This window comes from bacterium (assembly GCA_036504735.1).
Lineage (GTDB): Bacteria > Electryoneota > RPQS01 > RPQS01 > RPQS01 > DASXUQ01.
Map to the genome: position 1 here is coordinate 255,587 of DASXUQ010000010.1, position 24,054 is coordinate 279,640.

15 protein-coding genes are annotated in these 24,054 nt (G+C 59.2%); 12 read left to right on the plus strand and 3 right to left on the minus strand.

The annotated features are described in order from the left end of the window. Positions 1-372: 372 nt before the first annotated feature. Positions 373-1,614: a T9SS type A sorting domain-containing protein gene (locus tag VGL38_10365; protein HEY3295832.1), complete on the plus strand. Its 1,242-nt coding sequence runs from the start codon at positions 373-375 to the stop codon at positions 1,612-1,614. An 18-nt stretch (positions 1,615-1,632) separates the two neighbouring features. Further along, the gene (locus VGL38_10370) at positions 1,633-2,874 is read left to right on the plus strand and encodes a T9SS type A sorting domain-containing protein (GenBank protein HEY3295833.1); all 1,242 of its coding nucleotides are present in this window, start codon (positions 1,633-1,635) and stop codon (positions 2,872-2,874) included. A gap of 547 nt (positions 2,875-3,421) precedes the next feature. Here the strand turns inward: VGL38_10370 and VGL38_10375 are convergent. The 3 genes from VGL38_10375 to VGL38_10385 are packed head-to-tail and all read right to left on the minus strand — an operon-like array spanning position 3,422 to position 7,236. Beyond that, on the minus strand, positions 3,422-4,876 hold the full coding sequence (locus VGL38_10375) for a TolC family protein (GenBank protein HEY3295834.1): 1,455 nt from the start codon (positions 4,874-4,876) through the stop codon (positions 3,422-3,424). Further along, positions 4,794-6,314 carry an HD domain-containing protein gene (locus VGL38_10380; GenBank protein ID HEY3295835.1) on the minus strand — a complete coding sequence of 507 codons (1,521 nt, stop codon included), beginning with the start codon at positions 6,312-6,314 and terminating at the stop codon, positions 4,794-4,796. Before VGL38_10380 ends, VGL38_10375 begins: the two co-directional genes overlap by 83 nt. Before the next feature lie 16 nt (positions 6,315-6,330). Then, positions 6,331-7,236, minus strand: a complete 906-nt coding sequence (locus VGL38_10385) for a hypothetical protein (protein HEY3295836.1) — start codon at positions 7,234-7,236, stop codon at positions 6,331-6,333. Between the two features lie 743 nt (positions 7,237-7,979). Here VGL38_10385 and VGL38_10390 point away from each other — a divergent pair. From VGL38_10390 to VGL38_10435, 10 genes are all read left to right on the plus strand, one after another. Then, positions 7,980-11,582, plus strand: coding sequence for a S8 family serine peptidase (locus VGL38_10390; protein ID HEY3295837.1), 3,603 nt, complete (start codon positions 7,980-7,982; stop codon positions 11,580-11,582). Between the two features lie 54 nt (positions 11,583-11,636). Further along, positions 11,637-14,189: a S8 family serine peptidase gene (locus tag VGL38_10395; GenBank protein ID HEY3295838.1), complete on the plus strand. Its 2,553-nt coding sequence runs from the start codon at positions 11,637-11,639 to the stop codon at positions 14,187-14,189. Positions 14,190-14,256: 67 nt separating this feature from the next. Next, positions 14,257-17,583, plus strand: a complete 3,327-nt coding sequence (locus tag VGL38_10400; GenBank protein ID HEY3295839.1) for a M14 family zinc carboxypeptidase — start codon at positions 14,257-14,259, stop codon at positions 17,581-17,583. A gap of 852 nt (positions 17,584-18,435) precedes the next feature. Continuing rightward, positions 18,436-20,049, plus strand: a complete 1,614-nt coding sequence (gene ggt / locus VGL38_10405; protein ID HEY3295840.1) for a gamma-glutamyltransferase — start codon at positions 18,436-18,438, stop codon at positions 20,047-20,049. A gap of 102 nt (positions 20,050-20,151) precedes the next feature. Next, positions 20,152-20,568, plus strand: a complete 417-nt coding sequence (locus VGL38_10410; protein HEY3295841.1) for a helix-turn-helix domain-containing protein — start codon at positions 20,152-20,154, stop codon at positions 20,566-20,568. Positions 20,569-20,630: 62 nt separating this feature from the next. After that, a complete protein-coding gene (locus VGL38_10415; GenBank protein HEY3295842.1) occupies positions 20,631-20,969 on the plus strand; it encodes an STAS domain-containing protein in 339 nt (112 codons plus the stop codon). Continuing rightward, a complete protein-coding gene (locus tag VGL38_10420; GenBank protein HEY3295843.1) occupies positions 20,953-22,479 on the plus strand; it encodes a GAF domain-containing SpoIIE family protein phosphatase in 1,527 nt (508 codons plus the stop codon). Before VGL38_10415 ends, VGL38_10420 begins: the two co-directional genes overlap by 17 nt. A 1-nt stretch (position 22,480) precedes the next feature. Continuing rightward, positions 22,481-22,888 carry an ATP-binding protein gene (locus VGL38_10425; GenBank protein HEY3295844.1) on the plus strand — a complete coding sequence of 136 codons (408 nt, stop codon included), beginning with the start codon at positions 22,481-22,483 and terminating at the stop codon, positions 22,886-22,888. Continuing rightward, positions 22,885-23,373, plus strand: coding sequence for a pantetheine-phosphate adenylyltransferase (coaD, locus tag VGL38_10430; GenBank protein ID HEY3295845.1), 489 nt, complete (start codon positions 22,885-22,887; stop codon positions 23,371-23,373). The genes VGL38_10425 and coaD overlap by 4 nt, the downstream gene beginning before the upstream one ends. After that, entirely contained in the window at positions 23,370-24,050 is a 681-nt protein-coding gene (locus VGL38_10435) for a pyridoxine 5'-phosphate synthase (protein ID HEY3295846.1), read from the plus strand. The genes coaD and VGL38_10435 overlap by 4 nt, the downstream gene beginning before the upstream one ends. The last annotated feature ends 4 nt before the right edge of the window (positions 24,051-24,054 follow it).

Genomic DNA, 24,054 nt, shown 5'->3' on the forward strand with positions numbered 1-24,054 from the left:
TCGGAGCCTCCCTCCGCTTCGCTATAAGCTTTATATAATACAGCATTTGTCCGTGAATAGCAAGGGCGTTCTCAAATCCCGTTTTAGCAGGCCCTCCATAGCCGGAGTGGCCCAGTGTCGCCGCTTTGTACCCTTCCGCCACTCGGTCAGTGTCATGCAGGCTCTTGAAAACTCTACCGCAACATCAACATTTCCTGCCAATGCAACAAATGTCTTGACTATTCAAGCGGGATAGGCTATATTGAACCGATCATATCTTCGTGCCGTGCAACTCAGGATGGGAGGCAATGTGGCCAAAATCCAACAATCCAAGCGAACTCATTCCGCATCCGGAACGTTCGCTTTTTTGTTGGCCTTTGGAGACCTATAGCTATGAAAACTCTGATTTGGCTTGCCTTGATGGCTTTGGGCCTCTTCTTGGGTGAGGTTCGCGCTTGCGAAGGTCCGTGGCGGTTTCTGGGGCGGCCTTGGTGGGATGCGTCGGCGTTCGGGGACGCTATGCCGGACCCGGAGGACCGGAGCCGAGTTCTGATCGGGACCTTGGCGGCGTGGTCCATTCCCGGCACGGGTGGGGTCTACACCTGCTCGGAAGAGGACACCGCATGGCAGTATGGGGGATTGGCAAATTGCGCGGTGCGGAAGCTGTCTTACTATCCGTACTGCCGCCCAAATGTGTTTGCATCCACCGACAACGGGCTATACATGCGAATTGCTGATACCACGTGGATTGCCCTTACGAGCGGCGGTGGAATCTTCCAGAATTGGGGGTTCACAATTTGCCCTCACGACACATCGGTGTGGCTGCGAGTACTGCGTGACGACATGAATGAAGGCCGAATGATGATCTCGCGTAATAGCGGGCAAAGCTGGACGGTGTTTTATGAGGCTCCAGGATTCGGGGTACCGCTGTGGTCCCGCACTTACGAGCAAGTCAGCTACTTTATGCAGGGACATATGCTGGCGCGGCTGAGCATCGCGGACAGCACCGTTAACATGGTGTTGTCGCTCAACGCATCCCCCAGTCTTGCCTATCATTCACAACAGCCTTGGATCTACGCTGGAGGATTTGACTCGCTTGGCCGATATGATGAAATCACCGGCGATACACTGAAAGTGCCGGTGCCCCCCGAAGCTATGTCTGTCGTTAGCTTGGCCTACACGGAGGAAGGTTTGCTGGTCAGCACCTCACATGGTTTCTTCCATGTTTCGGATGACCTGACGGTTTGGGAGGCACTTCACGATACGGTCAACACCAGTGTCTGGATACTCCTTTACACCTCCTCGGATCAATGCCTTGCCTTGGGCTTTGACGGACTTCATAAGGCCAGTGCTCCCAACATTCTCTCTCCGCAGCGCTCAACTCTGGGTATACGTGCGCTTGCTGTCTACCCGAATCCCAGCAACGGCGGCTTTGTGGTCACCTATGACCGGCCTGCTCTGCTCCAGATGTATGATGTGTTGGGGCAGGCGGTCTATGCGCAGCGCGTCCAGAGTTCGGGCTCAATCTGGCTGGATCTGCCGGGTCTTTCTTCCGGCACCTATTTTCTGAAAGCCACAAACACAACAGACGGCCGGGAGCAAAGCCCGGCGGTCAAAATAACCTTGGTCAAATAAACGGGGAGGGACTCCGTGATGGGACTGCTGATCGGAATCATGCTTGTGTGCGGCATCTTCGGCACACGGACACTGGCGTGTGACGGGCCGTGGCGGAACCTCGGGCAACCGGCAGGATCTGTCACGAGTGCCACAATCAACCCAGCGGATGGTTCGGTGTGGGCAACAGGATCCAACGGCATCTATACGTGTGCGGATGGGGACACCGTTTGGCACTTTGCGGGACTCGCGACGCAATCGGTGTTCAAGCTGACCTGCTTTCCGTACTATGGTCCTAATGTATTCGCGGTTACTTGGGGTGGATTGTACATGCGGCTTGCCGATACCACATGGGTGCACCTTTCGGCCCCCGGCGGAGGATACTATCAACAACGGGATTACAGCATTTGCCCCTATGATACATCCCTGCGTGTCTGCTCAAACTTCAGCACAGACTTTGGCAGCATGATTTATGTCTCGCGCAACAGCGGTCAGGATTGGACAAATATTTACGAGGAAGAGGGTGCGACCGCACTCTTCACGAATCTGACTTGGTCACGCACCTTGGAGAATGTCTTCTACTTCATCGGTGGGGCAGGGGTCCATCAGACCAACCTCGCCGATAGCACCACCCGTACTCTGTTACCCTTCAGCACATTTTTGCCTCTTGCCGTCGCCAGCCATCCGCAGCAGCCCTGGGTCTATGCCGCCGCGGGAACGCACATTGGCCGCTATGACGAGGCCGCCGATGATACGATGATGGCTCCCCTGCCGCCGGGTGTCACGAACATCATGAATATCGCTTATACCGAGGAGGGCCTGCTGGCGAACACCGATCAGGGCTTCTTCCATGTGTCCGATGACCTTGCCACTTGGCAACCTGACAGCATCAACACGGTACAGGCTTATCTGGTGTACACCTCCGCTGACCGCTGTCTGGGCGTAACCTATGCCGCAGGCCGTGCAGGGGTTTATGTTTCCAGCCGCCCTAATGCCGTACATGCGCAGCAAAATGTTCCGGCATCCGCGCAGTTGGGCGTGTACCCTAATCCCTTCAATCCCACCACAGAAATCCGGTTCGATCTTCCGCAAGCCGCCCGCGTGGAACTGAAGGTTTACAACTCCCTCGGTCAACTTGTGAGCACACTGCTCGATGAGACCCGCGCGGCAGGATCTTACAGCATCCCCTGGAACGGTCAGAATCATGCCACCGGTCTCTATTTCTGCCAAATCAAAGCCGGTCCCTTCACCGCCACCCGCAAAATGCTGCTGCTGAAGTAGCCTTTATCTTGGCCGCCGCGCTATTCAGCGCGGCGGCCAAGCCTCCCGCCTGCACCATTTCCCCACAAATTCCCCATCCTTTTCCTCCCGCAAAAACAGCATTTCCGCCACTCCCGATCCAAATCCAAGCCCGCCTGCACTCGGTACTTGCGCATTAGTTCAAAATTTGCTTGTGAGCCCCCATCATCCCGGCGTATATTAGGGATCGATCCGAGAAGAGCGCAGCAAGCTGCGCAACTACTCCGGCACAGAATCGGGCCGTAGTTGCACAGCTTGCTGTGCCTTCTTCCGGAGCGGTGAATGGGCCGGCCATATGAAGAGAAAAGACTCATGTCGCAACGGTATTTACGGTGTTTTCGCCCTTTTTTCAGCCTTTCAGTCCGCCCTTCGGGCGAGATCTCGCTCTGCGGACCCTTCAGAATTTCAGCATTTTCTTCAAGTTCGCCAGTTCATTTGGTACAAAATAATTTTCCTGTTAAGACATCACAAAAAAACCGCGCGGGCACTGTGTCCCGCGCGGCGAAAAAACCATCTATGAACCGAAGGATTATCTCAGCGGTTTGCCGACGGCAAGTTCGAGAGCAATCAGCGACGACTGATACGCCAGCGTTGTCTGCAAATTGCTGGTCTCGGCCTGGGCATAGGTAACTTCGGCATCGCGCAAATCGAGCTGTGATGCGGCGCCAAGGCGATACCGCTCGCGTTCGAGATTCAGACGGCGCTCCGCCAGATCGCGGTTGCGGCCCGTAAGCTGAAGCTGACCGAAGGTGTTCACCAGGTTGAAATAGGAATCGTGCACCGCCTTGACCACGCTGAGCTGCAACTGCTTCTCACCCTCCACGGCCTGTGCGCGTGACACGCGGGCCGATTCAAGATTGTACTCCCGCGTGAAACCGTCGAAGATATTCCAGTTGAGATTCAGCGAATAGCGGTTGCTGATGTTGCGCGGGTTCAGAGTGAACGGCACATTCTTTCCGGAATTCTCACTGCGGCCGAACTGCGCTCCCACCGATGCCGTCGGCAGATAGTTCGAGTAGTTCATGTTGACATTCTGCGTGGCCCGCTGCACCGTCAGCCGCGCAATGCGCAGATCGCTGCGGGAGCCGTACGCCACGTTCACCAGACTGTCCACATTGAACTGATACGGCGTAACCCCAATTCCCTCTTCCAGCGGATACGTGCTGTTCAGGTTGATGCCGATGATCTGGTTCAGAGCCTCGCGGTCCGACTCGAGCGTGCGTCCCGCCGTGGACAGATCATTCTCGGCGGTGTTCAGATCGATCTCCGCCTGCATCACGTCCAACTCGGTAACGGCACCCACCTCAAAGCGCGCACGGGCCAGATCCAGAGCGTCCTTGCGCTGATCACGCAGACGCTTGTCCAGATCCACCAACCGCTCCTGAGTGAGCACCACCATCACCTGCTCGGCAATCTGCGCCGCCAGATTCTTCTTGACATTGTCCACGGACTCATTATTGATCTTCTCCTGCACCTTGGCTAACCGGTACAGGAAAAAACGCCGCCCGCCTTCAAACAGTGACTCATTGAGGGAGATGAACATCGAGGAGGAGCGGCTGTCCCCTTCGGGAACAGTCACGGCAGGGATCGTGTCGTTAAGAAATGCCAGTTGCGGATTGTGAGGCACGCCGCCGCTGGTATCCCAGTTCACGACGTAAGTCCGGAAGACCTCGGCGGGCCGCGCGTTGATGACTCCAACGCTGCCGTTCGGATTCACAAACGTCGGGCTGCGGTAGTGAGTCTGGGAGAAGGATAGCCCCAGAGAGACCGTCGGCAGGAACTGACCAACCGCATTGATCTTGCCGATGGTATTCAGGCGCGTGGTCAGCGTAGTTTGCCGAAGCACGGGGCTATATCGGAATCCGAGGGCAATCAGGGAATCCAATGACAGGGGTGTGCTGCTATTGATGACCGGGAATTCGGGCTCTGCCAGAGCGACCGTGGTCAGCAGCAGCAGTCCCATCGTCAGGAGACGAATTTTCATGCTGAGTGTCAGTTTCTATGAATTGAGACTTGATTTGATGCAGATAGTCGAGCACCGCATCGTGCTCATTGGGAACGCGGCCATCCAGAATGGCCTCTTCGAGGGCATCCTTAATCTTTCCGACTAAGGGACCAGGCTTAATGTTGCAAGCCGCCATGATTTCGTCACCCCGCACCGGACTCTGAAACGCCCGCAGGTTATCCTTTTCGATGACATCCTGAATCCGCTCCCGGAGTTGGCCGAACTGCTCGAGATATCTCTTGACTTTATTGGGCTTGGACGAGGTAATGTCTGCCCGGCAAAGTGTCAGCAGGTCTTCCAGGTCTTCGCCGGCATCGACAATCAGCCGCCGTACCGCGCTGTCCGTGACGCTTTCCCGCGTCAAGTTGATGGGCCGCATATGCAGGGCGACGATCTTGGAAAGCTTGCCGGTGACATTCTCGGGGAGCTTCATCCGGCGCCCGATGGACCTAACCATGCGCGAGCCGAGGTCCTCGTGGCCGTGGAAGGTCCAGCCGGACTGCGGGACAAACCGCTTGGTGCGGGGCTTGGCAATATCATGCACCAGAGCCGCCAGCCGCATAATGGGATCTTCAGTGGCCTCTGCAATCTGATCCACCACCAGTAGCGTGTGCTCGAAGACGTCCTTGTGATGGTGAGGGCCGATTTGTTCCACTCCGGCAAGCTGGCTGATCTCGGGGAAGATGACGTCCATGGCGCCGGTCAGAAACAGCAGGCGGATGCCGATGGACGGTTTGCGCGCCGAAAGGAGTTTGATAAACTCCTCGGTGATCCGCTCCTGGCTGATAATCTTCAGCCGGCTGACCATGCGCTGCAAAGCGTCGAGGGTGATGCGGTCAATGCTGAACTCGAGCTGCGCGGCGAAGCGGATCGCGCGCATGATGCGCAACGGATCTTCGGAAAAGGTGCGCTCAGGCTCAAGGGGTGTACGCAGGATACCCGCTTGCAGATCCAGCACGCCTTCAAAAAGATCAATCAGGCGGCCAAACTCATCCTCGTTCAGGCTGGCGGCCATGGCATTGATCGTAAAATCGCGGCGCTGCAGATCGGCTTCAAGTCCGGCGGAGAGTACGTGCGGCTTGCGGGAATCGGCGTCGTAGGATTCTTCCCGTGCCGAGACGAAATCGAGATGGTAGCCGTGATAGGGCACCATGGCGGTGCCGAACCGCTCGAAGATCACGGGTGCGCGCACGCCCAGGTGCTCGGAGAGTTTCCTTGCGAAGGCGACGGCATCTCCGATGACGGTGAAGTCGATCTCTTTTTTGTGAGCCCGGCCCATGAGCTTGTCACGGACATAACCGCCTACGACATAGAGCGCGACGTGCTGCTCGTCGGCGAAGCGGCCAAGGCGGTCGAGAATCCGGGAGTCCTTGCGGACAAACACGCGCTCGGAATGGGAAACGGATTTGATGGTCAAAGTGGTGTCAGCCGCATCAGGGTTTAGAGAGCCGGGCTTGCAGATCGCGCAGTCTTCCCGCGCGTCGCTCGGCAACATCGGGGGTGCGATAGGTGTCCAGTCCGGCGCGGGCAAAGGCCAGTGCATCATTGGGCCGGCCCAGCGCATCGGCACAGGTCATCATCCGCCAGTAGAGTCCAATCGGCTCATAGCCGTTATTCTCCGGCAGAGCCAGATACTGATCGAGGAGCAGGTTGGCGGTCTGTTCGGCTTCGGCCCAGCGCTCTTGCCGTTCATAAAATGAAAGCTTCGGCCAGAGAAAATTGCGGCAGCCGGGAAACCGCTGCAACTGGCTTTGAATGATGCTGTCGGCGGTGGTGAAGTCTCCCTCATCCATCGTATGCCAGACAATGGATGTCAACGCCGTGGAGCGGGAAAAGGCGGCATATCGGGCGGCGGTCCACAGATCCTGCCAGCCGCTGGACTTTTTCGGAATCAGTGGCAGCCAGCGCAGCAAAGACGCGTGCGTCGCCACCGCATAACGATACGCGCCGCGCCCAAGATAGGCGTCATAGAACTGCGGATCGGCATCGATAGCATCTTCGAACGCGTTCTTCGCCTTGATCAGCGCCTTTAACGCAGGCAGCGTCTTGCCTTCATGGTTGAGCAGCAAGCCGCGTGCACCGAGGGCGCTGCCTCGCAGATATGAGAGCACGGCCCGGCTTTCATTTCCAGCATTGCGCATCGCGTCGCAGGCGTCGATGCAGGAATCGCACAGCTCCATAAACTCGGCACGTCCCACGGTGTCTTCAAGATCTACCATGTGGGCATAGCTGATGGCGATTCGGCCATAGAGACCGGCGGGGTGAGCGGGAAAGGCACGCTCCAGATCGTCGCAAATGGCACGGGCGGCCTGATAGTGGCCGCCCACAAGTGTATCCATCAATGCGGGGTAATACGAGAGAGGTGTGGCCGTCTGTGCAGCGAGGGGGATGGAGCCCAAGGGGAGCAGGCTAATCCCTGCTATAAGACAGACGAACCATCCGCGATGTTTAAGCACTTTCAACTGTAAACGCATTCTACGGGGAATTTTCCCTGACCTACGGCCTAAAAACAAGATGGCCTGAGTATTAATAATAACTTAAGTTGCATTGACACGCCGCATCGCGGGTCGTCGGGAAGGGGCTGACAGGCCACCTTTGCCACGGACTTGGCCATTGCAATCCGGCTCGCCTCTATGGGGAAGAGAGGCAACGTTGCAACGGAAGTCAAAGGCGGCCCAAAATCATGTGAGGATGGCAAGTAAGTTACGATAAAATTGCCAAAAAGCAAGGCCAGACGGCGTCCGGAAAATAACTGGGAGCAGCACAAAAAGGGTAGCGGACATGCCTGTTCTTGCGTATATTAACTACACTCACGATGAATAGGACGCGGCAGCTACGGTGTGGCGGGGAGAGCGGAAGATCGGCTTAGGCGGTTAAGGTAGTAATGAACGTCCCGTTTGTACTTCGTCGCGCGAGTTCAAAGCAGTGTCCGCGAATGGTACGTTGTTTGGCAGTGTTGATTTGTACACTGTGTTTTTGTGCATTTGGGCAATATCCGGCTGAGGTTGGTCGCCCAAGTCCCTCTATTCTGCATGCACCCCTCTTCGAGAGGAAAATTCTGGTCCTTGATGTCCAGAGTGACGTGAAAGGTGAACTCCGGGTTCTCCGGCAGAAACATACATCGCCGCAGGCAATCCACAAAGCGGTGGTCTTGCTGCTCCAAAAGACTGCCAGTGAGAGTCAGGTGCCGGTAGTGGCAGAACTGGCGCGGATGCAGGGAGAAGGCGCGGTAAAATCCTTCCAACCGTACTTTGTGGCTAATTGCATTGTGGTGGAGGCTACCGGTGCGGCCTTTGCGGACTTGAAGACGGCACCGGGAGTGGCGGAGATTGAGCCGGACTACGGAATTGCGATGATCTCCGATCCTCCTGCGGAGCCGGATCATGCTTTTGCGACGACGCAGGCTGGACTGATTGCGATCCGTGCGCCACAGGTCTGGGCGATGGGCATTACCGGTGCGGGTGTGCTGGTTTCCCACATGGATACCGGGGTGAACGGAGCCCATCCGGCGCTGACGGGAAAATGGCGCGGGAGTTACGGGTACCCGGCTGCGGCCTGCTGGTTCGATCAGCAAGGGAGTACCACCAGCCCGGTGGACCAGGCCGGGCATGGAACGCAGACGATGGGCATCCTCTGCGGCACCGCACCGGGGGATACCATCGGTGTGGCATGGGGCGCACGGTATATCTCCTCACGGTTGAATCAGCAGAGCGGACAATCCACAGTGACGTCGGCGCTGGCAGGCTTTCAATGGCTTTTGGACCCGGACGGAGATCCGGAAACCTTCGATGACGTGCCGCGAGTAGTTTCGAATTCCTGGGGTCTGGAAGCGGCATCGTATCCGGCCTGCTATTCGGTCTTCGACGCGGTGATCGATAACTGCGAGGCAGCAGGCATTGCGGTCTTTTTCTCGGCGGGGAATGAAGGGGATCACGGCGCGGGAACGATCCGCATTCCGGCGGCGCGCGCGGCGACGCCCACGAGTTCCTTCGCCGTAGGCGCGTATGACGTGGCGGTGGATTCGATCTGGAGCTATTCGAGCCGGGGACCTTCTCCGTGCGCGGCAAATCCGGAATTGGCAATCAAGCCGGAACTGGTCGCACCGGGACGGAGCGTGCGCAGCGCCTATCTTGGGACGTCGTACCTGACGGCGACGGGGACCTCCTTCTCGACGCCGCATGTGGCGGGAACGGCGGCGCTGATGCTGGAAGCCAACCCGGCGCTTTCGACAGATTCGCTGAAAGAGATTCTGCTGCTCACCGCCGTGGACAAGGGACCGCCGGGCAATGACAATACCTATGGCTATGGAGAACTGGATGCGCTGTCAGCGGTGATGGGAGCGTTGGGCGGCGTGGGCTGGGTCGCGGGACATGTGACGGATGCTTATGGCGGTGCGATTGCCGGTGTGGTGACCATCGCCGGCGATCCGCATCACACACAGGCGGACGGCGCAGGGAATTTTGCGCTGGCCATGCCTGCGCAGATGGCCTTCACCCTGCGGGTCGACGCGGCGACGTTTCAATCGTATTCCCGTGCGGTGACGTTGAACGCCGGGGATACGCTGTCTCTGGAGATCGTGCTGAGTGTGGCGGCGGACTGCGGAGTGATTACGGGAACGGTGACCAATTGCCGTGGGATACCCGGTGCGGGGGCGCGGGTGTGGGCCGCAGGGGCCAGCGTGCCGGCGACGGAGACAAATCTTGACGGCCACTTCCATCTGGTGCTGCCACAAGGGGTGTACGGCGTGAGCGCGTCGGATGGCTGGTGCGCCGACGGAACCGTTCCGGGCGTGCAGGTGTCCGGCGGCGGAATCAGTGACATCGAAATTGTGCTGCCTGCCAATCCGGCGTATGTGTGCAGCGACCCCGATCCGCGGGGCTACCGGGCCTGTGACAATAACGATCCCGGCGGGCCTGTCTACGATTGGACGGAGATTGCTCCGGCGCAGGGGGGACGCGGCACAGTGCACAATCTGAGCGAAGGCTCGACGGTACCGCTGGCGCTGCCTTTTTCCGTAAGCTTTTATGGGGTCAGCCGCGACAAGCTCTATTTGAATCCGAAGGGGAATGTGAGCTTTGTGCGAGGATTCACCGACCGGGTGAACACGGCACTGCCGCGCAATTACACGCCGCTGATTTTGCCGTTCTGGGATGATGTGAGCGATGCGGACGGGGGCGACGTCTGCTCGTATCACGATGCCGCGCACGGGCGTTTCATTGTGGAATGGTCCGCAGTCCCGCACTATGGCGGCGGCAATCCCGAGAGCTTCGAACTGGTGATTTACGATCCGGCCATGCTGCCGACGAGCACGGGCGATGCCGTGCTGGAGATGCGGTACCGGGATCTCAGCATTTCCGACGATTGCACGGTGGGGATTGACGGGAACGGCGGCGGCAATTACCTCCAGTATGTGTACAACGGATCTTACGGCGCGCACTCTTCGGAACTGACCGGTGGCCGTGCCATACGGTTCCAGTCGGGGACGCCATCGGGAGGCGCGGGAAGTCTGGCGATTTTGAATCCGTCCCTCATGCTGAGCGTGCCTCAGGGGCAGACGGTGGACACGGCGCTGATTTTGAGCAATGCGGGAAATGCTCCTCTGGCGTATGCCGTGACGCTGGGGTACGACACCGCTTCGCGGGCCTACTCGTGGACGAGTTCACGCACCACCGGCGGTCCGGCCTACGAGTTTTTCGACATCACCTCGCTGGGGCAACCGACGGGAGTGGCGGGCGATGACAGCACGGGTGATCCGCGCCCGATGCCGTGGTTCTTCCCGTTTTATGGACGGAGTTTCAACCGGGTTGCGATCTGTTCCAACGGGTGGATCTCTTTTACATCCTGTTTGAGCAGCATGTCCTGGCAGCCTGTACCGCTGAATGACGAGCACGATCCGTACTACGCCATTGCGCCGTACTGGACGGATCTCGACCCGACGCGAGGCGGAGCGATTCTGTGCTACGATGACGCGGAGCGGGAACGGTACATCTTGCAGTGGAACCAGATCCGGCGTTACGGGTCGTCGGCGCCCAACACATTCCAGATCGTGCTCTACCGCAACGGGACGGTCGATTTTGTCTATGCGACCATGGCGAGCCCGGTCAACGCGGGGGCGGTGGGCATCAAAGGCCGCAACGGCGAGTGGCTGCAACTGGCGTACAATCAGGCGTTCGTGCAGAGCAACACGCTGGTCCGGATGTTTCAGCCGGACACCTTTGCGACGCACTGCAGCGTGCGCGATGCGGTGCAGGGGGTGATTGCGGCGGCGCAGCAGGTGAGGGTGCCGCTGCGGTTGGAAAACCACCACATGAGCTTCGGCGAGCAGTCCTGGCAGGTGAATATCGGCTCTTCCGATCCGCACGGAACGCGAGTGGCAGCAACCGTAAGCATGCTGAACATGCCCGACCCTTCCGGGCTGCACGTGGTGCTGATTCCGGCGGGGCCGGGCGGCGTGACGCTGCGCTGGAACCGGATCGTGGCGCCGCGCTATTGCATTTACAGCGGCTCGCCCCAGACAGGAGTGACCGACCATTTCGAGACGGCGGTGACGGACACGTTTGTCACGCTGCCCTATGCGCCGGACAACCGGCGGGTGTTTGATGTGCGGTTCTGTGATACTTCAGCGGCTGCGCTGAAGCGGCAGGCGGAGGTTGCGATCACGCGAACTCAGACGTCCGGGAAATAGTTACGCTACCGGCCGCGAAAGCGGCCAAATCGGGACTACGGAAGGGAGTTTGTTATGCAGCTCTGGCGTATTCCGGTTTGTATCCTCGCTGCGGCGTGTGCGCTCGCGGCGGCGACAGACATTTCCGCAGCGGAATTTTCTCCGCTGCTGGACCGCGAACTGTCGAAAGCAACTTCGGGAGATTTTGTCAGCGCGATTGTGATTTTGGAGAGCCCGATTGACATTCGTGCGCTGGATGAGCGGTTGCACGTGGAGAAGGCGAGCAAGCTGAAGCGGCACACGGACGTGCTGGCGGCGCTGCATTATAATGCCGAATCCACGCAGCCGAAGATCCGCGCGGAGTTCGACCAGGCGATCAGCAACGGCGTCATGCAAGGCTACACCGCCTATTGGATCGAAAACTGCTTCGTGATTCACGCAGCGAAGAGCTTCATCGAAGGTTTGCGCACCCGCGGCGACATCCGGTATGTCACGGAGAACTTCCGGGCGGAGCTGATTGAACCGGTGCGCCGGGAGCGCGCGGAACGCAATCCGCTGGACTCGCGGACCATGGCATCTGGCATTGTGGCGACGGGGGCACTGCGGGTCAATGAGGAGCTGGGGATTACCGGCAGCGGAGTGCTGATCGGCGACTGTGACACGGGCGCGGACCGCAATCATCCGGCGCTGGGCGCGCGCTGGCGGGGGAATTTTGCGCCGTGGTGGCAGTGCTGGAAGGACAATGTCAATCACAGCAGCCAGGCGCCTTCCGACGGCAACGGGCACGGGACGCACACGCTGGGCACGATGACGGGACGGGCGGTGAGCGGGGCGGACACGACCTGGGTCGGCTGCGCACCCAATGCCCGCTGGATTGCCAACAATGCGATTTCGATGAACGTTGGCCGGACGCTGGACAACGAGATCCTGGCAAGTTACCAGTGGTTTGTCGATCCGGATACGGTGAACCATTCGCTGGACGCCGTGCCCGATGTGATCAACAACAGTTGGGGCACCTATGCAAATATAGGCGGCGATCCGGTCTATACTCAGTGCTACACCTTTTGGAACACGGCGATCCTGAACGCCGAAGCGGCGGGGATTGTGGTGATTTTCGCGGCGGGCAATGAGGGAGCGAGCGGTCTGCGCAGTCCGGCGATCTACTCGCTGAACGAGCTGCAGATCTTTTCGGTGGCGGCTGATTCGGTGGACGGACACACGCCGCCGTATGCGTTGGCAGGCTTCTCGAGCACGGGGCCGACGCCATGCACGCCGGCGATTCCGAATAACATCAAGCCGGAAATCTCCGCGCCCGGGGTGCATGTCTATTCGTCGCTGCCCGGCAGCAGTTACGGCTATCTGGATGGGACGTCAATGGCCACACCGCATGTATCGGGGATTGTGGCCCTGATGCGCGAGGCGTGTCCGAATTGCGATCCGGCGACGATTAAGCAGGCGCTGATCAACACGGCGATTCGCACGGGGTATGTGACGCCGCCGGCCACGGAGAATAACCGTTTCGGCAACGGGTTTATTGACGCGTACGCCGCGGTGGTGTCGGTGATGGGGAACATGGGACGCGTGATGGGGACCATCCGCGACGCTTCGACCAGCGCGCCTGTGCAGGCAACGGTGCAGGTGGTGGGCGGTGTCCAAAGCACTCTGTCATCGGCGGCGGGAAGCTATTCGCTGGTGCTGCCGGGAGATTCGACCTACACGCTGCGCTATTCGCTTTACGGTTATGCCACGCACGATCTGACCGTCCATGTGGTCACCGATGACACGACGCTGCAGGATGTGAGCCTTGTGCCGCGCACCGTGGTGACGCTGTTGGCGGAAGATTTCGAAACCGGCGCGACGGGATGGACGCACACGACGCCCGGCGGGCAATGGGTAGATCAGTGGAACCTGACCACGCAGCGCGCGCACAGCGCAACCCATGCCTACAAATGCGGCGATACCGGAACGGGAAATTACGCGAATTACAACGACGCGCGCTTGACGTCGCCGGTGATCACCGGACTTCCGGCGGAAGCGCGGCTGCATTTCTGGCAGCAGATTGAGGCGGAGGTGTCGGCGGCATTTCCGGATTCGGCCTATGATGGCGGGATCCTTGAAGTGTCGGCCAATGGCGGAGCCTTCATGCAGATCAGTCCGCTTAGCCCCTATCCCAAGACGTTCCGCTGGCAGCGCGGCGGCGGCGGCCCGGCCACGGGACCGATGCTTGGCCAGCCGTGCTTTTCGGGAAGTGTGACGGCATGGACAGAGGTGGAAGCGGATTTGTCCGCCTTTGCCGGACAGGCGATTCAACTGCGTTTCAGGTTTGGCAGTGACCAGTCCAGCGGGATGGCGGGATGGTTTGTGGATGATGTGTTGGTGACGGCCTTCGGGCCGAACAACCTGACGGCGCCGGAATCCGTGGTGATTTTTGTGGACGGGACGGATGTGATTTTGCGCTGGGCGGCGGACGGGAGTCCGGCCTACCGGGTCTACAGCGATACCGATCCGGCGGGTACTTTTGCCACGCTGGTGGGAACCACGGCGACGCCGACGCTGACCCTGACGGGCGGCGCGGCCTCCCCGGCCAAGACATTTTACATCGTGCGCGGATGGAACGGACAGCCTTGAGCGCGTGCCGCGCAGGATGAGGACCTTATTTGAAGAGAAGACGTTATCAGCTAATGCAGAGGTGACAATGCGCACGTGGGATAGAATCGTACTCTTACTCGCGATCCTGGTGCTGGCTTCAGCGGTACAGGCACAGGATGTATACCGCTCACATATGATGGTCAAGGTGTTTCCGGAAAACAAGGCCCGGCTGGCGGAATTGTACCGCTACTCGAATCTCGACGTGGTGCCAGGCGAACAGCCGGACCAGCCGGATGTGATCGGGCTGCCGGAGGATCTCGAGTTTCTGACCGCCCACGGCTACCGATATGCGATGATCCATCAGAATCTCGAACAGTTCTATGCGAGCCGGTTGGAAGGTCCGGCGACGTTGATGGGCGGATACAAGACGTATGTCGAGATTCAGGCGGCGATGGATTCGATCCACAATGCGCATCCAGGCATTGCCACGGCCAAATGGAGCATCGGCGCGACGGCGGAAGGGCGGCAGCAGTGGGTAATGCTGATTACCAACCTTGCGGACTCGGCCACGGCCAAGCCGGAGTGCTTCTATAATTCGCTGATCCACGCCCGTGAACCGGCGGCGATGGAGTGCAATTTCTATTTCATGAACTGGCTGACGGATAATTACGGCACGGATCCGCAGGCGACGTATCTGGTCAACAACCGCCGCCTGTACTTTTTACCGTGCGTAAATCCCGACGGCTATGTGTACAATCAGACGACGAATCCGAACGGCGGCGGACAGTGGCGCAAGAACCGCCGCGTGAACGGCGACGGCTCGTACGGCGTGGATCTGAACCGGAATTTCGACGCGGCATGGGGCATCGACGATAACGGGTCTTCGCCGATTCCGTCGGATCTTACCTATCGCGGGCCGTCGGCATTTTCGGAATTGGAAACTCAGCACATCCGCGATTTCGTGAACTCGCGGCATTTCGTGACCGAACAGGATTACCATACGTTTTCGGACGATATTCTCATTCCGTGGGGAACCAGTTATTATCCGCCGCCGAGCGGCAATGGCCTGTGCGCCGATGACGCCACATTCCGGATGATCCTCGACTCGATGAATTACTTCATCCATAGCATCAACGGTGTGTGGTACCTCACGGGAACGCCGTGGGAGGTTCTGTACAACACGAACGGCGGTTCTTTCGACTGGGAATACGGCGACGCTTCACACTCCAAGATCTACGCCTTAACGACCGAAGTCGGTAACCAGTCGGACGGTTTCTGGCCGACGCCCAGCCGGATTTTACCGCTGGCGCAGGAAAACCTGCCGTCGCTGATGTTCCTCGCGCGGATCGCGGGCACGCTGGCGCCGAGGCCGTATCAGATCACGAACCTGGGGCCGTGCGAGAGCGAACTTAGCGGCAACGGGAACGGAGTGATTGAGCCCGGCGAGACGGTGAATTACCAGTTGTCCCTGATGAACAGCGGCACGAGCGCGCTGGCGAATCTTCAGGGGCAATTGTCGAGCACCGATCCGAATATCACGATTACCGGCGGCACGGCGAGTTGGGCAACGCTGAATCCGAATCAGACGGGTTCCAATAGCACGCCGTTCCATATTTCGGTGAGCGCGACCAGCCCGGCGCCGTACATGGCACCGATGAGCCTGCATCTGACGGCAACGGGGTTGGACACGACGCTGGCGCTGAATGCGACGGTCGGGGCCTCGGCGATGTCGGACAATGTGGAAGGCGGCGTGGGCGGCTGGACGACGGGCGGGACAAACAATCCGTGGCACATCAGTACGCGACGCGCACAGTCGGCGACCCATTCCTGGTTTGCCGGAAACGAAACCGGGAATTACGGGGACAATATCAACGCGTATCTGCTGAGTCCTGTGATGATTCTCGGACCCGGGGCGGAGATTTCTTATGACCAGTGGTATGCCACGGAAGCCGGGTTCGATTTCTGCTATTTCGAAATGAATACGGGCACGGGCTGGACGCTGGTGGGGACAAACGTCAGCGGATCGTCGGGAGCATGGCTGCACGTCACGCGGACATTGAATATCGCCTGCGCAGGAACGGCGGTGCAGTTCAGGTTCCGGATGACGTCGGACGCGAATACCGCAGGTGAAGGCTGGTACATCGACAACATCGCGACGAGTTGTCCGGTGCCGCCGGTGATTTCGGTGACTCCTTCCAGCGTGACGGCCCATGCATCGATGGGCGGAACGGACACACAGACGCTGCACATCTGCAATACCGGCGGCTGTTCGCTCACGTGGAGCGCGACCTATTCGCAGACCACACCGCTTTCCACCTTTGCGCATCTTCCGTCGCCCGAGGCCGGAATGCTGTTGACGGTTCCGGCGGAAGATCCTGCGGAGAATGTGACGGATAAATATGCGACGGATGCGCGGCACGGACGGAATCAACTGGACAATCAGGGCGGACCGGACGCCTTCGGTTATACCTGGAAAGACTCCAACGAACCGAACGGACCGGTGTATAACTGGGTGGAGCTTGCAGGCCTTGGAACGCGAATGAGTTTTACGGTGGATGACACGACGATTGCGGTGACGCTGCCGTGGAACTTCCCGTTCTATGGAACCAATTACAGCACGGCGCGGATCAGCGGCAACGGCAACATCCATTTCAGCGTGGACACATTGGACTACGGCAACCGTTCGATTCCCAGCATCCGCCTGCCCAATGCCATGATCTGTCCGCTGTGGGATGATCTGAGTCCGCAGAATTCGGCGGGAATTTACTATTACAATGATACCGCGAACGGGCGGTTTATTGTACAGTACGACAGCGTGCCGCACTTCAACACGACGATAGGCCTTTACACCTTCGAGGCGATTCTCTACAACACCGGGCGAATTGTCTTCCAGTATCAGAGCCTGTCGGGCGCGCTGAATAGCTGCACGGTGGGAATAGAGAATGCAGCGGGCACGGTGGGATTGCAGGTGGTGAACAACGCGGCCTATCTGGCGAACAATCTGGCGATCCAGTTGCAGGTGGTTACGCCGTGGATGACCTTCGGCGGCGCGGCGAGCGGCAGTTTGAGTGCCAACCAGTGCGCGGATGTGACGTTGAATTTTGCGGCGGGATCTTTGCCTGTGGGAACATACACGGCTGAGATTACGGTTCAGACCAACGACACACAGCACAATCCTGTGGTGGTGCCGGTGTCCTTTGCCGTGGGACAGTTAACGCCTCCGGCGCGGTTTGTGATCCACTGCGACCCATCCAATGCGACGCTGGTGCTCACGTGGCAATCTACCGGTGCGCCGCACTACCGGGTCTATTCGGCGACGACACTGGACGGGCCATACACGACACTGGTGGGCAACACGACGAGCCCGACGCTGACGATTCCTGTTCCGGCGGAAGCGGTGCTTTATTACCACGTGGTCTCGTCCGACCAGTAGACGTCAGGCTTATTGACCAAAGCAACAGGGCGCGGTGGTTACCGCGCCCTGTCTGTTATTTAACGAGGAACGAAAGAGGTCAGCGTAGGAGGATCATCTTTTGGATGTGGGATGCATCAGCACCGGGGAGGACGTGGCCGCGGACTTCTCTCGCCCGAGGTCCTTCACTGCGTTCAGGTCGAAGACTCCGGTGGAGTCCACGGACTCTTACGAGATGACAAAGTTGGTCGGGGGCGGTGCGGGGCTCGGGGGAATGCAGGTCCAGCGTCAGGCCGGATGAGGTGAGGAAGTAGGTGGCGCCGGGGGCGTCGTACTTGAAAGAGAACGCGCCGTCCCATTGCCTTCATTTTGGACGAAGAAAGCCGTCTGCGGCAGGGGCGTGGTAGCGGCGAGGGTCGCGGTGGCGAGCAGCAGGGTCAGGAGGATCGGGCGCATAGGTGTGGGCCTTGAGGTACTTTTTCTTAAGATAAGAATGAAATGGGAAATAGGAAATAGGAGGGCCGCTGGGGTGGGTTTCGGCCGGGTTGTGTGTTCGGTTCGGGGCAGGGTGCGGTGCGGCTCAACCCAGCTCGGCAAACATCTTAGGGCGGATGGGGTTTGGGATTCCGTTCCGAAGCAGAACGGAATGACAAGGGTTGGTGGGCAGTGCCGTAGGAGTAGGAGTGATTGCTAATTGAGCTTAAAATAGCTATTTTCAAGGCAGGCAGCGGGAGCGGGCTTAAGGCGGCAATTTTCTAACCGAAACTCACTATGACATCCAAGATCGCATCTTCCTTGTTGATTGTTATTCTTTTGTTTGTGACTGGGGTTGCACAGGCGGCTTCGCCGAGGCCGGCGTGGGCGCAACACTGCATGGTCTCCAGCGCGGACCGGATGGCGACGGAAGTGGGAGTGGATGTGCTGAAGAGGGGCGGAAATGCCGTAGACGCGGCGGCCGCGGTGGCGCTGGCGCTGGGTGTAACGGAAAGCTTTTCCAGCGGCTTGGGCGGGGGCTGCTTTATCCTGATCCGGATGGCAGACGGGCGAACGGTGGCGATTGACGGGCGGGAGACGGCTCCGGCCAAGGCTACACGGCTGATGTATGTGCCGAAGGATACCACCAAGGCTTCGGATCTGTCCACCGCCGGGCCGCTGGCATCGGGGACGCCGGGAGAACTGGCGGCGCTGGATCTGGCGATTCGCAATTACGGCAAACTGACGCTGGCGGATGATATTTCGGGAGCGGTGGCGCTGGCCGATACCGGGTTTGTGGTCAATATGCGCTATGCGCGCGCGCTGAAGTCGGAGCAGGAGTTGCTGGGCCGCTTCCCCGGAACGAAAGCAATTTTCTTCAAGAATGATAAGCCTCTGGCCTTTGGAGAAAGGCTGGTGCAGACGGATCTGGCAAAGACGATGAAGCGGATTCAGGCAGAGGGGATCGGGGCTTTCTATTCAGGTTCGATTCCGCAGATGGTGGAAGCCTACATGAAGGCCAACGGCGGCATTCTCAGCGCCAAGGATTTTGCCTCCTACAAGCCGCTGACGCGGGAGCCTGTGCGCGGGAGCTACAAAGGGTATGATGTGATTTCCATGCCGCCGCCGTCTTCAGGGGGAATTCACGTGGTGGAAATCCTGAATCTGCTGGAACCGTACGATCTGAAATATCTGGGCGCGGGTTCGTCGGATGAGATCCATCTGATTTCCGAAGCGATGGGAATCGCCTTTGCCGACCGGGCACAGTATTTGGGAGATCCGGATTTTGTGAAGGTGCCGACGGCGGGTCTGCTAAGCAAAGACTATGCGACGGAACGCCGCAGCCATATCAGCCCGCTGGCGCACGAAAAGCTGGCCGAAGGCGGTCAGCCGGGCGCGTATATGCGCAGCGACACGGCGAGCACTCCGCCGCGCAGCCACACGACGCACCTGTGTGTAGTGGATTCGATGGGGAATATGGTCTCGATCACGGCGACGGTGAATACGCCGTTCGGCTCGGGTGTGATTGTGCCGGGCACGGGATTCTTCCTGAACAACGAGATGGACGACTTTGTCACGTGGCCGGGGAAGCCGAACTACTTTGGCTTAGTCGGAAATGCGGCCAACGAAATTGCGCCGGGCAAGAGGCCTTTGTCGTCGATGTCGCCGACCATTCTGACCAAAAACGGAAAACCGTTTATGGTGGTGGGCAGCATGGGTGGGCCGCGGATCATTACCAGCGTGGTGCTGACGCTGCTGAACCTGATTGATCAGGGAATGAATGTTCAAGAGGCGATGGACTTTCCGAGGTTCCACCAGCAATGGATGCCGGACCAGCTTTACGTGGAGTCGGATACGCCGATGGATGTGCAGGTCAATTTGCGGAATAAGGGGCACAACGTCCGTCCTCAGAGCAGGTGGGCGGCAGTCACAGCGATTGTGGCGGATAGCACCTATGGTGGCTGGTGGGGTGGGGCAGACAGCCGGGTGGACGGGCTGGCCAAGGGGTTTTGAGGCGTTTACCGCACAAAATTGCCAATCCGGGACAGAAAGAGTTGACAATATACGGTGCTCTCTGTATATTGCCGTTAAGCTCAATCAGTTTCAATGAATGCTATGTCCAAGATTGGTACGCGGATTCGGCAGGCCCGTAAGCAGGCGGGGAGTTCACAGGAAGACCTGGCCGAACGGATAAATGTGAACCGTTCCTATCTGTCACTGGTAGAGAACGGCAAATCTTCTCCGACGTTTGAGTTTCTGGAGAAGATTGCCACGGGCTTGAGCATAAAAGTTGAAGATTTGGTATTGGGGCAGTCCATTGCGGGACTGGTGAATCTGGATTCTGATGAAGGCCCGCTGTATGAAGGGTTGGCGGAACTTCTGCGGGACGAAGAGCAGATGCTGCTCATGAACCCTTCACCCGACGAGATGAACATTTTGAGAAATATCCGCGTGGATGCACGCTATCACCCGTCCAAGAGGTTTTTCGTCGAAGCCCTGCTGGACTATCGGAAGAACAGGTTGGCGCGGTAGGTCGGCACGGATAGTTCATAAACGACTACATTCCTAAAACATTTTTAGAAAGACGCTTTGACATGAAATTCTCCAACACCGTCAGAGATGGTATTCTGGTTTTTTCGTTGAAGGGCAAGATCATGGGCGGGCCGGAGTCCGCGGCCTTTCACGAAGAGTTGCGCAAGTCCGTTGCCGGCGGGCAGCGGAAGGTCATTCTGGACCTGGGCGAAGTGGAGTGGATGAATAGCTCGGGCCTTGGGCTGCTGATTTCGGCGTTGACGACCGTTCGGGCGGGCGGCGCGGAGATGAAGCTGGCGCGGGCCACGGACAAGATCACGTCGCTGCTGGTCATCACCAAGCTGAATTCGGTTTTCGAAGCTTATCCCGACGTTGAAGATGCCGTTGCCAGCTTCTCCTGACCGTCCCCCAAAATCGCTGGTGCACGACCTCGGCCTGCCCGGTTTGCGCGCGCAGGCTGAGGATGCTCCGTTCGGCGACCGGCTGCGCGTGCTGGATGAGCGGCTGCGGGAACTCTCGGATCTGTCCGCGGAGTTGCTCGAGTCGTTGCGCAACGGCCAGCCGGATCCGGTCCTTGCCGAGCGCTTTGTCGCGGTGTGGCGGGAAGCGGTGCGCGGCGACGCGGTGCTCGAACTGTTCCGTGAAGTGGAACGCGAGCGCCAGGAGAATCAGACGCTGATGGACATCAGCATGAAGCTCTCCAGCGCGTCAGCGATTGAGGACGTGCTGCGCACGATTCTTGACCTGTTGAAGCAGGTGGTGGCATTCGACGCGGCGGGCATCTTCGTGTACAACCGCGAGATGGGGCAGATCGAAATCGACATGCTCTCAGGCTATGAGGGCGCGTCGCGCGAACTGATTCACCGCAAGTTTCAGGAAGCGGTGAAGGCCGGGCAGGGGATTGTGGGCACGGTGATTCAGACCGGGCATCCGATCTATGTGCCGGACATCCGCGAAGATCCGCGCTACATTGCGGTGCGCGAGACGACTCTGTCGGAACTGGCGGTGCCGATTGTGCTGCGGGACGAAGTGGTGGGAGCCTTCAACCTCGAATCGGATGAGGTGGATGCTTTCACCGAGCGGGATCTGCGCAGCCTGACGACATTTGCCAACCATGCGGGCGTGGCCATCGAGCGCGCGCGCACGGACCGGTTGCGGCAGCATTCGCGGCGGATTCAGGAAGAGATTCATCTGGCGCGGCGGATTCAGATGTCGTTTCTGCCGGGTACGCTGCCGAGTTTTGCGCCCTATGATCTGGCGGGGATGAATTTCCCGTCGAGCGAAGTGGGCGGCGACTACTTCGATTTCATCTGCATCACCGACAACGACATGGGAGTCGCGATCGGTGATGTGACGGGACATGGCGTCGGCGCGGCGCTGTTGATGGCGAATTTCCGCGCCTGTCTGCGGATCGAATCCCGCAACAATTTTGCGATCCGCACGATTCTCGGCAAGGTGAACGATTACCTGTACGAGACCAACATGCCGGATAGCTTCGTGACGGCGGTGTACGGCGTGCTGGACCGGCGGCACAACACCTTCAGCTATTCGAACGCGGGGCACAACCCGCCGTTCCGCATGAGACGGGACGGGAGCGTCGAACAGCTCGAAGTAGGCGGCCTGATTCTCGGAGCGTTTCCCAGCGTGATCTACAAGGAGACGACGATCTCGCTGCAGCCGGGAGACCTGCTGGTGTTTTACACCGACGGCGTGACGGAAGCGCACGACGCCGACGGCAACGAATTCGGCCTGGAGCGGCTTGTGGATCTGGTGCGCGAGCACCGGGATCTGCCCGCGGCCCACATGGTTCGCCGCATCTGTGATACGGTGCATGATTATCAGTCCGCCGCTTCGACACAGGACGACCTCACACTTTCCATCATCAAGTATGTCTCAACCATTGAAGGTTGATATGCTGCGCATCCCCTCTTCCCTTGAGGAACTTCCGCACGTTGATGCGGAGGTGGAACGTATTGCCCTTGAAATGGGCTTCAACGACGACGCGCGCGCAGATCTTGGCATCTGCGTGACTGAAGCGGCCGGCAATGCGATCACGCACGCTCACCATGAGCGCCCGGATCTGTTTGTGGAAATCCGCTTCGAACAGTTTCCCGATTCGCTGCGCGTGGTGGTGCGGGATCACGGGCCCGGCTTCGACGTGGAGAAGGTGCCCGATCCGACGCTGCCCGAGAATCTGATGAAGGCGAGCGGGCGGGGGCTGCATGTGATCCGCATGCTGATGGACGGAGTGGAAGTCAAGCGCCTGCCCGACGGCATGTGCATTGCCATGACCAAGAAACTGAACTCCAAAGCCGCGTGAGAACTGCACTCTATCCGGGCACCTTCGATCCCATCACCTTCGGGCACATGGATGTGATCCGCCGCGCGGCGGAACTGTTTGACCGCGTGATCGTCACCCTGGCCGTCAATTCGTCGAAGACCACCCTGTTTACGGTGCAGGAGCGGCGGGCGCAGATTGAAGAGGCGGTGAAGGGAATCGCGCATACCGAAGTGGGCGAATGCCGGGGCTTGCTGGTGGACTATGCGCATCAGCAGAAGGCGGTGGCGATTGTACGCGGGGTGCGCGCGGTCTCCGATTTCGAATATGAATTTCAGATGGCGCTGACCAACCGCAAACTGGCGGAAGACATCACGACGGTATTTCTGATGCCGCACGAACGGTACACGTACCTGAACAGTTCCATCGTGCGGGAAGTCGCGCGGCTGGGCGGCCATGTAGAATGTTTTGTCCCGGGGTTTATCGCCGAAGCGATGGCCCGCAAGTTTTCTGAGGAGAAGCGGTGATCCCGCGAATCGGACTGGACCTGGAGCCGGGAGTGCAGATCGCCCGCCTCATCCCGGACCTTGATCTGCTGGACGTGGCGTACGGCGCGGTGCGCGGCGGGGCTCAGATCATTCTGCTGCCCGTTTCTGTCTTTGTGACCTCCACTACCTACACGCCGGACCTGTTCAACCGGCCCGGGCTGCCGTTGTTTGCGGTGAAGACGGAAGAAGACGATCTGGACCGGGTGCCGGGATTGGGTGTGGCGCCGGACCGGGTGGTGGTAACGGGAGCGCGCGGCACGACGATTTCGGACGTGAGCCGGGTGGCGGACGTGTCGCAGCGTGTGGTGGGCACGAACCAGGAGATCGGCGTGCTGGTGGCGCCGGATCCGGTGGCGATTAAGGAACTATCCCGCGCGCGGGTGCAGTGGGCGTATTTCTCCACGGAAAATGTGTACCACGCGGCCAGCCGCGAAGAGGCGGAAGCGGAAACGGCGCGAATCGCTTCGGCGGCGCTGGCTGCCAACCGGTTGAATTTGCGGGTGGCATTGTACGGGCCGACGGGACGGCATTTGCCGCCGAGTCTGGGCGCGATGGCGCACATTGAAGAGATTTATCCGGCTCCCGATCTGTGGGCGATGGCGCTGCGCCTCGGATGGGAAGGAGCCATTTCCGAATACCGGTTCCTGCTGCGCTGAATTT

What these genes read in the sequence shown, in the direction of transcription:
- VGL38_10410 (HEY3295841.1), top strand. Translation starts at nt 20,152, where the DNA reads ATGTCCAAGATTGGTACGCGGATTCGGCAGGCCCGTAAGCAGGCGGGG.
- VGL38_10415 (HEY3295842.1), top strand. Translation starts at nt 20,631, where the DNA reads ATGAAATTCTCCAACACCGTCAGAGATGGTATTCTGGTTTTTTCGTTG.
- VGL38_10370 (HEY3295833.1), top strand. Translation starts at nt 1,633, where the DNA reads ATGGGACTGCTGATCGGAATCATGCTTGTGTGCGGCATCTTCGGCACA.
- VGL38_10385 (HEY3295836.1), bottom strand. Translation starts at nt 7,236, where the DNA reads ATGGATACACTTGTGGGCGGCCACTATCAGGCCGCCCGTGCCATTTGC.
- VGL38_10375 (HEY3295834.1), bottom strand. Translation starts at nt 4,876, where the DNA reads ATGAAAATTCGTCTCCTGACGATGGGACTGCTGCTGCTGACCACGGTC.
- VGL38_10425 (HEY3295844.1), top strand. Translation starts at nt 22,481, where the DNA reads ATGCTGCGCATCCCCTCTTCCCTTGAGGAACTTCCGCACGTTGATGCG.
- VGL38_10400 (HEY3295839.1), top strand. Translation starts at nt 14,257, where the DNA reads ATGCGCACGTGGGATAGAATCGTACTCTTACTCGCGATCCTGGTGCTG.
- VGL38_10365 (HEY3295832.1), top strand. Translation starts at nt 373, where the DNA reads ATGAAAACTCTGATTTGGCTTGCCTTGATGGCTTTGGGCCTCTTCTTG.
- VGL38_10395 (HEY3295838.1), top strand. Translation starts at nt 11,637, where the DNA reads ATGCAGCTCTGGCGTATTCCGGTTTGTATCCTCGCTGCGGCGTGTGCG.
- ggt (HEY3295840.1), top strand. Translation starts at nt 18,436, where the DNA reads ATGGTCTCCAGCGCGGACCGGATGGCGACGGAAGTGGGAGTGGATGTG.